Here is a 10,605-nt window from a genome sequence, read left to right on the forward strand (position 1 = left end):
GCACGAGTCCGCCCGGAGGTGTCGTATGGATCACCGATGTGGCCGACTGCTGAGGGAAGTACGTCGGCAACGCCGGCCAGTCGGCATGTGCCTATAGAGGCGGGCGGAGCGGACCTGGTCGCACGGGTCTGGGAGGCGCTGGAGCTTCCCGGTGGGGCGATGGATTACCACTTCGTCCTGCAGGGCGCGGTGGACCGTTTGTGGAGCGGTCGGCGCTCCTATCCTGAAGGGCTTGAGCTGCTCGAGGTGTTCGCGCTGCTGGACCTGGAGTTGATGGAGGCAGCCCCTCAGGCGGTGTCCTTCGACACCGGTCCCGTCCCGGAGTCGTTCGTGCATGTGACGTCCGTGTCTCGGCTCATTGTGCTGCTGGAACGCGAAGGTGCTCTCGAAGAAGCTCTTGGCGTGGCATGGCGGTTGGCCCGTTTCGGACAGGGCGAGGACGCGGTGGCCCGGCTGTCGGAGAAGGTCGGTGCGTTGGTGCAGGAAGCTGCGGTTGGCGGGGCTGCATGAGCACGGGACTGCACCAGGTGATCCCTTCGGCGTCGTATCTGGAAGAGGCGTTCTTGCGCTGGGTGCTCACTCCGGCTGCGGAGCGGGGCATCGTGGCGCATGTACGCAGCCAGCATCCGGTGACGGTCAATGAACGCACCTACCGGCTGGACTACCTGATCTCAGGCGCGTCGCTGCAACTGGCCGTCGAGTTGGACGGGTTCACCTTCCACAGTGACCGGGGGGCCTTCACCTACGACCGGCTGCGGCAGAACGACCTGGCCGCTACGGGGCTGACGGTGCTGCGGTTTTCCTATGATGCGGTGCGCCTGGACACCGCGCGCTGCGTTGCCCAGCTGCAGGCGATGCTGCGCCAGGATGCGGCGCTTGCGCCGTTCGTGGTCGCCGTACCGCGTATTGAGGTCCCGGAGATGGCGGGGGATCCCTTGAGGGCGGCCGATCCGCCTCTGGGCGCCCAGCCAGCGGCCGGTGGGTCCTACTTCGCCGGTGCGCGCGCTTCGGTGGCGCGGGAGCCGTTGCGGGCGTGCCAGGACGAGGCTCTGGCCGCGCTGGCCAACTACTACGCGTCCGGAGGACGGCATGCGGCCACGGTGATGGCGGTCGGGGCCGGCAAGACCGCTCTGGGAGTGGCGGCCGCGTTGTCCTTCAGCAGGCGGCGGGCGCTGGTGGTGACTCCTGGATCGGTCATCCGCGGCACGTTCGCCAAGGCACTCGATCCGGGTATCCCGGGCAATGTTCTGTACGGACTGGCGGGCGGCCCGCTGCTGCCGGGCGCGCGCCCGCCGGCCACGTTGGTCCTGGACAGGGACGACGGGCAGATCAGCCGGGTGAGTAGACAGCGGCTGCTGGCCGCAGATGTGCTGGTCACGAACTTCCACGCGCTGGGCACCGGCGACAAGGATGGGGACCTGCTGGCCAAGCTGGAGCCGGAGGATGTCGACTTCATCGTCGTGGACGAGGCTCACATCGCGGCCAGTGCCTCCTACCAGCGGCTGTTCGCCCACTTCGAGGGTGCACGCACGCTGCTGATGTCGGCGTGTTTCCAGCGCCTGGACGGCAAACCGATCGACGCCGATGTCGTCTACCGCTACCGGCTGGTGGACTCCGTCGCGGACGGCTCCGCGAAGAACTTGCGTGTGCACCGGTTCGCCCCGGAGGTGGCGACGACGGTGTACGAGGCGGTGTGGCCCGACGGACGCCGCGAACAGATCGTGGGCCGTGATGCCTTGCTGGCGGCGTTGGGGGACGAGCGGAAGATGGCTCGCATCACGGCGCAGTCCGAGGCGTCGATCCGGCACGTCATGACCGTGACGCGGGCCTGTCTGGATGCCCAGGCCAAGCTGCTGGCCCCGGTCAAACCCCGGGCGCTGTTCGCGGCGATGGGTGAGGCCCATGCGCAGCAGATCGCCCGGATCGCTGAAGAGCATGGCATCCCCTGCGGCACGCTGCACCACAGCATGTCGGCCTCGACGATCAAAGCCACCCGGCGGCGTTTCGAGTCTGACGCGGGAGATCTGCAAGGCATCGTGCAGCTGCGGATGCTCGGCCAGGGCTACGACTTTCCGCCCATCACCGTGGTGGTGCCGGTGCGCCCCTATGGCAGCTTCGGCGAGTTCTACCAGTTCATCGGGCGTGGTGTGCGCGTACTGAGGCATCCCGGCCTGGCTGTCGACCAGCAGTACCTGGACGTGGTATGCCATGCCGAACTCGGCCTGGAGGACCATCTGGAGGCCATGTGCGCGGACAACGACATGGATCCAGCAGTGTTGCTCGACGTCCCGCTGATCAACCCCGTCACGCTGGAACAGGTACAGGACGGTAACGGCACTGGAGAGGCGGCCTCTGATGGCGCAGTCCCAGGCGGGGTTGATGCGTTCGTGCTGTACGAGCAGGGGCGTGTGGAACAGCGGGTGGTGCACGATTTGGGCCGGGTGGAAGCTCGGCGGGCGGAGCGGGAGATGCAGCTGATGGCCCAGCGCTACGCCGTCTACGCGCAAAACACCGCGACGCCGATGCCGTTTGAACAGTTCGTCGAGTACATGCGGAGGCTGACCGGTGGCCAGTGATGAGCCGCGCTGGTGGCAGCCTGTCATGGGCGCATCTCCCGAAGACGGGCTTGCTTTGGAGGCGGCTTCCGGGCAGCACCAGCGCTTCGCCGAGCTCGACGCGCTCGCGGCCAGGCTGCTGGCCGCTGCACTGGGCGGCGAGCGAGTGGCTTCGGTGATCAGAGGCAAAGGACCACAGGCTGCGGACAGCGTTGAAGTGCTTGGGCTCAGCGGGTCGGAGGAGGCTTGGTGTGCTGAGAAGTTCGGTGTGCGGGAGCAACAGCAACGCGGTGCGTGGTACCTGCCGCAAAAGCTCTCCGTGAAGGCAGGAGCAGTCAACCTGCCGCATCTGTTGCGCGAACGCGCCGCCCACGCGGTGACGTTGGCCACCGATGACACCGCTCGGGTCAGCGTTGCGGAGGGCGCGGACGCGGTACTGCTGTGGGCGCTACTGGTGCCGTTGTTCGAGGCGTTGCTGGAGCCGGTCCGGGTGCGGGCAGCCGGACCGGCCGGGACCGTCGAAGACCAACAGGAACAGTGGGCCGGTATCGAAGAACGCTACCGTCTGCTGGGCCTGGGCCAGGATGCGCTCGAGGAGTTCCGCTTCGGCGGCGGCTGGCACCGGCTGGACCGGCGCGGGCAGCAACGCGCCCGCCTCCGGCTCCTGGACACCCTCACCGCCACTGATCCTCTGCAACTCGTCACCCGCCACCGCATCCAGCAGACGCAGGCACTCATTGCCAGCTTCGCCAAGAAGGCCAAGGCCGGTACCGCTCTGGCCAGACGAGTCCTGACCCGGGCGCTGCAGCCGGTGGTCTCCGGCTACTTCGCTGGCAACTGGCTGACCGTACTGGACTACCTGCAGGCGCCACCGCACCCGGACGAGGAAGTCATCACCGCGCTGCCCGAGCCGCGCCTGTACGTGGGGATGTCCGCCCAGGCAGCTGGCATGGCCGCTGAGGCGGGCATCCCGGAGGACGAAATCCATGCCATGCTCGCGGCCTTCCTCGGTGGCCCGACCTCCCTTTCCCCCGTCGAAGAACGTGTTGCAGCCCTGCGTGGCTGGTGGACAGGCTTCGACCACACGCATGCTGTCCAAAGCCCTGGCATGCGGCCGCTATGGGGACTCGTCGACAACGAGATCATGTCCTTCGCCTGGCAGGACGACCATGGAATCACCCAGCAGCTGTACCGGCAGGTGCTGCCCGCCTCCGTCAACGAGCAGGTGGACCGTCTCTGGCAGTCGGTGACGCTGCAGCGCCACCCTGGCGCCATCGTCAGCAATCCCCGGCCCCACCAGCTGATGGCCCAAACGATTGGCCCCGCCCTGGAGTTCTGGCACGGTGTCGCGCTGACCGCCTGGTTCGTGTGCGAAGGCCCTTACTCCCGCGCCCCTCTGTCTGGTGTGGCTGACTATTACAACCGTCCCCTCACCGCGCTGCATGCCGTCGGCTGTCCTGTCTCGCCGGATCTGTTCGAGGAACTGCGCATTGCTGAGCGGCATTTGGGGCCGGAGGAGGAGATCGTCCGGGAGCGCAGGGAGCTACCGGTGGACACGGCGATCGGTTCCTTCACCCTGACGATGAGTCACAGCAGCGGCAGCCGCCGCGAAGGCTTTGAGCGGGTGCGTGACATCGTCACCCGCCATCGCCGTGCCTGGGCAGAGCAGTATCTCGACGCCTACCTGGAGGGGCGGTGGCGCGCCGCGTTGGAAGACGTTGCCCGTGCCCATCACCGGTTCGTGGCCGCGAAGGGCAAGCCGCCTACCTTGATTCAGTTCGCCCAGTTCGCCACCAACGCTGCCAGTCAATGGACCGGTGGTGACCTCGGCGCTCTGTACACCGCGATCGGCGAGCCTGCTGCAGCCCAGCAACAGCGTCCGGCTCGTCTACTGCCGAATGACGGCCACGTCTTCGCCCAGCGCGTTTACACGGCGCTCGGCGGCATTGCCGTCGACAACGACCTCCGCATGAACCAGCCTGAAGAAGCCCAACGGCAGTGGCAGCTCAGCCGCCTGGCCGAGGAAAGCCTGCGCTATGTGCAGCTCTACGAGGCCCTCGGACATCCGCCTACACCTAAACAGTTCGGCGCCCACCGCCTGGCCTGGCCCTGGCCTGGTGAAGAAGCCGAAGGCTGGCCCCTCTTCCAGGACGCCCTCGCCGCGCTAACCGGTACCAGCCGACCCGCAGAGGCATCCGACGCGGATGCGGTCAAGGCTGCCCCAGAGGCACAGCACGAGGCCGGGAACGTGCTAGGCAAGGGCGCTAATGCCCATCTCGCATCCGAGCGGGTAATGGTGCGCGTCACCGCCACCGGTACGCCCGTTGATGTCTCCGCCGTCCTACTTACCCGCCACGGCAAGGTCCGCAGCGACCAGGACCTCGTCTTCTATAACCATCCCCACCACGAAGGAGTCCGCACCGACGGTGACACCATCACCGCGGAGCTGCCCGAGATTCCCGACGACATCCACACCGTGGCAGTCATCGCCAGCATCGACCTCGAATCCCAGCCCATGGCTGTCTTCGACCAGCACTCCACTTGGCGCGCGGACATCACCCAACCCTCCGGTGAAAGATTGTCCTTCGAGGCAGCTCCCTTCGTTTCGCGCGAGACCGTCGCCATCGCTGTGGAGGTCTATCGACATGGTTCGGGCTGGAAGGTGCGTGCTGTCGGCCAGGGCTACGACACCGGGCTGGCGGGCTTGGCCGCGGACTACGGCATCAACGTCGATTCCTAGTGCCGTTTGTCAAGCCGCTCGGGCCATTGGCGGTGTGAGCTCGTAGCATCGTCTGTCGCGCAGGAGAGCGCAGAGAACGTTGACCCTGGCGGCGGGCGAGCGCCATGACGGTCTGGGTGTGGCGTTTGCCTTTGGCACGTTGTGACCGATGGTTACCGAGTCGGGCCTTGGGAGCACGTGCCGCACGCGGTGCGGCCTCCTCTGATGCTGGTCAGAGTGAGTGTGATGTCCGTGTTGCACATGCAGCGGCAGCGCCACCGGTCGGTGGTTTTCCCGGGATAGGGCTCCAACGGCTCGAACCCGGCGGAGCGCGCCTCCGAGGCGGCTGCCGCGGGATCGGTTCGGCCGCCGGGCGCAAGGCTGGAGGGAGGTCGCTCCACCGTGGCCCGGAGGTCGAGTACGGCCGTCTTGTCGGTGTCTGGGAGAACGAACTGTTGATCGCTGCCGTAGTTCTCGTCGGTGTCTCCGCGGAACCTCTTGAGGAGGAGCGGTAGACCGCACACGGGGTCCACCAAGGCCGCCACGGTGTTGTGCGGCCCCGGGCCCTGCTCGCGGGCATGGGTGGACTGCAGGACCATCCGTGCCAGCCCAGTACGGCTCCTCACGGTCGATCCGGGCCAGGACCATGGTGCGCTCGTCGAGAGAGTCGAAGCCGTGGGCGGCCAGGAGGGCCTGTGCGGTGCGTCTGCGCCTGCCGGGGCGTGCGACGACGGCGGTGGGGTGGGCGGGATGGACGCGAGGAAGACCTGGGCGTCGAGGCGGATGGGGCGTCGGGAGGAATGCCGGGCATGGAAGGCGTACTCGTTTCGGGTCCCGGCCCGGTCGGCGGACGGCCGGGCCCGATAGTGGGTCATCGGTGGGCGCGCGGGCTGAGTAGTGCGGGCTGGGGCGGAGGACCGGTCGCGTGGGGCAGTTGCCCGCGGCGTGCCGGCTGGCTTTTGGTGGGAGCGGGCGAGGGTGTTGTGGCGCGCATCCAGCGGGTACGCAGGGAGTTGAGGTCGGCCAGGGCGCGGCGGCTGCCGGTGACGAACTGGTGGGGGGTGTTGGCCAGGTCGTCGGTGTAGGCGGTGATCCGTGCGGCGACCGTCTGGGCGCGGGCGAGGAGAGCGCGTTGGAGGATCTTCTCGCCCCAGTACTCGGGTGAGCCGGCGGGCGTGGAGACCAGGGCCATCAGGTCCTCGGGTGTCAGGGTGCCGGTGAGCACGCCGTGGTGCTGGGCCTCGCCGAGGACGGTGACGGGGTCGACCATGTCGCCGCGGTGGACCAGCGAGGTGATGGACTGCCAGAGCGCGGCGTGCAGCGGCAGCAGGAAGTCCGCCTCGGTCAGCCACCTCATGTGCTGTACCTCAGCCGGGTAGGCGGTGGCGGTCGCAAGAAGGAAGCGTTCTTCATCGAGGTCCTCCTCGCCGGCCGGCCGTAGGACATCCGCAGGGAGTGGAGTGCGGGGGAAGGAGCCGGGGTGCGGGGCGAACTGTGCGGCGAGGGCGTCCAGGACACGGCCGATGTCGTCGGCCATGCCGAGCGTCGAGGCGACCGGGTAGGGCAGGCTCGGGTCCGTTGCGGTGGACGCGAGACGCCCGGCGTGGGCGCGCAGAACCCTGCGGGCATTGTCGGCGCGGATCATCCTGGCGTACGCCGCCGCGTGCTTCGGCAGCGGGCAGAACTGGATGAGGGTGTGAAGGTAGGAGGCGTTCAGGCCGGGAGCGTGCGGACGCGCATGGTCCAGAACAGCGTTGAGCCAGGCAGTGTCCTTGGCGTGGTCGGCCAGGTCGGGCGGCGGGAGCGTGCGGATCGCGGTGAACAGCGCGGCGTGGGTATGGCTGTCGAAGTGGTGAGCGATCAGCGGCTCGGTGTCGGTCAGACGCGCAGGTTCTAGGAGGAGGGCGCCAAGCAGGGACTGCTCGGCGTAGTGGACCGGCGTCGGCACGCGGTCGAGGTCGTCGTCGGGTTCGGGGGTGTGGGGCATCAGGCGGCGAGGATGAAGTCGTCGGGGTTGAAGGGCTTGTTCAGGTGTGGGGCGAGCAGGTGGGCTGCCAGGCGCGGGGGGACGGCATTGCCGATCTGCGAGAAGGTCTGGCCCTTGTTGCCCTGCCACGGGTAGTTGGCGGGGAAGCTCTGCAGCACGCCCGCTTCCCGGGCGGTGATCTTGATCGGGGTCGGCGCCGCTCGCTGCTCGTCGTCCGGAAGGCCGGAGGCGGTGTTGGAGACCCAGGTGCACTCGTTGGCCCGGTGGCCGAAGAACAGGGTGCCGGCGGGCTCGTCGGCCCGGCGCACGGTGGCGTTGGTCTGGTTGTTGCTGCGCAGTGACCATGACCAGCGGTGCGCCTCGGCGGTGAACGTGGATGCCGGAGCATCTTCGGTGTGGTTCTCACCGGGCCGGGAGGCCAGGACGAGTTCGGCGTCGGGGTGTGGTGTCCAGGTGCCGCGGTCGCGGGCGTCGGTCAGGGTCTTGCGTGAGCCGGAGGGGAAGGGTTCGGGGCCGCCTCCCGGGCCGCCGCCAGCGCACACGGTGGGCACAGGACGGTCTGTGGCGCCCCAGCCCAGGGCTTCGGCCATGGATACCCAGCGGGCGCGGCCGGGCCCGAACAGCGACTCCGGTTCGGCGGACTGTGCGTGGGTGGGCGGCGGAGGTTCGGCGGTGCGGGTGCGGGAGGCGAGCAGGATCGCCCGCCTTCTCGTCTGGGGGACGCCGTAGTCGGCGGCGTTGAGGATGCCGGTCCATACCGAGAATCCCCAGGCCCGCAGGATCGCCGCGTACTGCCGCCACAGGGGCAGGACATCGGGGACTTCTTCCATGAGCACCCACTCGGGCTCGCCCACCGTGTTGAGGGCGTGCAGGTAGCGCATGGGCTCGGCGGCCAGAAGGGAGCGCTGGTCCGCGCACGCGCCGAGCAGTTGCTCGCGGGTGTCGCGTCCGGCGGCAAGGTTGGCGACGGCCTGGTGAACGAGGGGCTGGTCAACGAGGCCGAGGCGCTTGCCCGCCATCGACCATGCCTGACAGGGAGGGGAGGCGATCAGCCCGAGGGTCCGGCCAGAGAAGATCCAAGACGGATAGACGGCGACGTCGGTCCGGATCGTCAACTGCCCTGCCTGGGCACGGGTTTTGCAGGCCCACTCATCCCCCTCCAGGCCCACATCTCGCGCGCCGAGGACGGTGAGCGCGTGGCTCCAGCCGCCGGGCCCGGCGAACAAGTCGAGGATGATCCGCCTCAAGAGGGCAACCCGAAGCAGAGCAGGCCGATGTGCCGGGTGGCGGCGAACAGGCAACTTCCATCACTGGTGATCCGGTGGTCGCGCAGGTCGGCGAGGACGGCATCCACGGCTTCGTGCGGCTCCATGTCGTCCAGGTCGGTGGGCTCGTAGGTGTGAATGGGCGCCTCCGTGGGCGAGTTGAGTGGGGGAAGGCGGGCGCGGACTAGGCGGCGGTGCCGAAGTCGGTCTGCTTCGGGGCGGCCTTGGCGACGGCGCGTTCGGTGATGCCCTTGGACGCGAGGGCGGAGGCGGCGGATAGATCGCCGGCGCCGGGCTCGAGATACCAGGGACGCAGGTCGAGCATGGCCGCGCGCATGCCGGTGGCGAAGGCGAGCGCGGTGCCCTTGGGCAGGGCGCGGATGGCGTCGGCGGCCAGGATGCGTTCCTGCCGCATGCTGACGGACGTGGACTTACCGGACTCGGAGGTCGAGGTGGAGGTGGTCTCGACGTCGTGGTCACCGATCAGACGGGACAGCTTGTCGGCGAAGTCCGGGTCGTCGATGCCGGACCCGATGACCTTGATCGTGGAGGCGGACCACATGGCGTCCATGCCCGCGTCGCCCCAGACTTTCTGACCCTGCCGGTAGCTCTGCAGGATCGTGATGGGAATGATCCCGCGGCTGCCGAGGTGGGAGTACAGGTCCGGCAGGTCCGAGATCTTGCAGACGTTGGCGGCCTCGTCGAGGATCGCGAGCATGGGCGGGTCGAGGCGTCCTCCGGCGCGTTCGGCCTGGGCGGTCGCGGCCCGCATCACGGAGTCCGCGCACGCGGCGATGAGGGCCGAGGCGCCGCCACCGCCGTCCTTCGACAGCAGATAGAGCGTGTCCTTCGAGGCGACGAACTCGCCCGGCTTGAACTCCGCCACGTCCTTCTGCGGGGTCACCCATGCGGCGATCTCGCTGTTGAGCAGGGCGGCGGCGTACTGGCGGGCCGTCTCGTAGATGCCGTCGCGGGTCTCCGGCGGGCCCTCCACGGTGCCCTTCAACTGTGCGGCGACGGCGGCGAACCCGTGGTCGCGCAGGATGTCCAGCGGGGTCCGGTCGGCAGGGAAGGCCAGCCACTGCATCACGTCGGTGATCGGCCGCTCGGCGAGGGCGGCGGCCAGGAACAGCTGCGAGAGGATGTTGGAGCCAGCCTTGGACCAGAAGTCGCCCTGCTGGGAGGCGTCCACCGAGGCGGCGAGGAAGTGGCCGGCGAGCCTGCCGGCGCCGTCGAGGGTCTTGGCGTCGGACAAGGGGTTCCACCACATGGCCCGTTCGGCATGGGCGATCTGCTGCGGGTCCATCGACCAGGCCCGGCCGACGGCCGCTCGCGCATCGAGCGTGGCCGTGTAGGCGTCGCCCGCCGCCTTGTTGGAGGTGAGCAGGACCGGGCCGGGCGCGTTGAGGATGGAGGGGATCGCCAGCGATGTGGTCTTGCCGGAGCGCGGCGCCATGATCGCGACGGCGACGTCCTCGTACCCCATGCGCACTTCGTGCTTCGTGCCCTGGAGGTTGCCGAGCAGGATGCCGGTGTCGGCCGGGTTGAGGTGCTTGGCGTCCTTCAGGCTTGGGCGCAATGATCTTGCCTTGGCGGTGATGGCCTTGGACATCAGCGGCTCGATGTCCCGCTGTTTGGCCATCCCGGCGACGCGCTTCCTGCGTCCGCCGATGCCGTCCTTGTGTCGCTTGTACAGCACGGCGGCCGTGATCCCGAGTGCGAGTAGCACGGTGCCGGGCAGGATGCGGGTGCCCAGCAGCAGGGATGTGTCGCCGAGGCGGGGCCACAGCTGATCGGGATGGAGCAGGGCCTGTACGGGCTGATACGGCGCACGGGGACCGGTGTCGGTGGCCCAGGCGGTGAGGTTGCCGCCCAGCCACGCCACGTTCGACAGCGGGACGGCGATGGCGAGGACGACGCCCAGGACGCGGAAGGCTATGTCGTAGCCGTCGGTGGACGAGGAGGAGGGCTGGGGCAAGGGCTGTTCCAGGTACGTGGGTGAGGGGCGCGGCGCGGGCGGGGCCGGTCAGCGGGTGCGGCGCGGCGAACGGCCGTGCGGCGCGGGTGGGCTTGGGCAGC

At 68.8% G+C, this 10,605-nt stretch carries 7 protein-coding genes; 3 read left to right on the forward strand and 4 right to left on the reverse strand.

The genetic code is table 11. The annotated features are described in order from the left end of the window. Nucleotides 1-159 precede the first annotated feature (159 nt). Genes O3Q52_RS14620 through O3Q52_RS14630 form a run of 3 tightly spaced genes read left to right on the forward strand, consistent with a single transcriptional unit; the run spans nucleotide 160 to nucleotide 5,295 of the window. Nucleotides 160-510, forward strand: coding sequence for a hypothetical protein (locus O3Q52_RS14620; RefSeq protein WP_269649217.1), 351 nt, complete (start codon nucleotides 160-162; stop codon nucleotides 508-510). Next, on the forward strand, nucleotides 507-2,576 hold the full coding sequence (locus O3Q52_RS14625) for a DEAD/DEAH box helicase family protein (protein WP_269649218.1): 2,070 nt from the start codon (nucleotides 507-509) through the stop codon (nucleotides 2,574-2,576). Before O3Q52_RS14620 ends, O3Q52_RS14625 begins: the two co-directional genes overlap by 4 nt. After that, entirely contained in the window at nucleotides 2,566-5,295 is a 2,730-nt protein-coding gene (locus O3Q52_RS14630) for a TerD family protein (RefSeq protein WP_269649219.1), read from the forward strand. The genes O3Q52_RS14625 and O3Q52_RS14630 overlap by 11 nt, the downstream gene beginning before the upstream one ends. A gap of 850 nt (nucleotides 5,296-6,145) precedes the next feature. On the opposite strand, the gene O3Q52_RS14635 is transcribed toward O3Q52_RS14630, so the two are convergent. From O3Q52_RS14635 to O3Q52_RS14650, 4 genes are all read right to left on the reverse strand, one after another. Next, nucleotides 6,146-7,261, reverse strand: coding sequence for a DnaB-like helicase N-terminal domain-containing protein (locus O3Q52_RS14635; protein WP_266586538.1), 1,116 nt, complete (start codon nucleotides 7,259-7,261; stop codon nucleotides 6,146-6,148). Beyond that, nucleotides 7,261-8,499, reverse strand: coding sequence for a DNA cytosine methyltransferase (locus O3Q52_RS14640; protein ID WP_269649220.1), 1,239 nt, complete (start codon nucleotides 8,497-8,499; stop codon nucleotides 7,261-7,263). The genes O3Q52_RS14635 and O3Q52_RS14640 overlap by 1 nt, the downstream gene beginning before the upstream one ends. Before the next feature lie 5 nt (nucleotides 8,500-8,504). After that, complete coding sequence (locus O3Q52_RS14645) at nucleotides 8,505-8,633, reverse strand: hypothetical protein (RefSeq protein ID WP_266586540.1); 129 nt, start codon at nucleotides 8,631-8,633, stop codon at nucleotides 8,505-8,507. 77 nt (nucleotides 8,634-8,710) lie between these two features. Further along, complete coding sequence (locus tag O3Q52_RS14650) at nucleotides 8,711-10,504, reverse strand: type IV secretory system conjugative DNA transfer family protein (RefSeq protein ID WP_266586542.1); 1,794 nt, start codon at nucleotides 10,502-10,504, stop codon at nucleotides 8,711-8,713. Nucleotides 10,505-10,605: the final 101 nt, after the last annotated feature.

Source organism: Streptomyces sp. ActVer (assembly GCF_027270795.1).
Lineage (GTDB): Bacteria > Actinomycetota > Actinomycetes > Streptomycetales > Streptomycetaceae > Streptomyces > Streptomyces umbrinus_A.

Coding starts and splice junctions, on each gene's coding strand:
- O3Q52_RS14645 (WP_266586540.1), bottom strand. CDS start 8,633: ATGGAGCCGCACGAAGCCGTGGATGCCGTCCTCGCCGACCTGCGCGAC.
- O3Q52_RS14625 (WP_269649218.1), top strand. CDS start 507: ATGAGCACGGGACTGCACCAGGTGATCCCTTCGGCGTCGTATCTGGAA.
- O3Q52_RS14620 (WP_269649217.1), top strand. CDS start 160: ATGGATTACCACTTCGTCCTGCAGGGCGCGGTGGACCGTTTGTGGAGC.
- O3Q52_RS14635 (WP_266586538.1), bottom strand. CDS start 7,261: ATGCCCCACACCCCCGAACCCGACGACGACCTCGACCGCGTGCCGACG.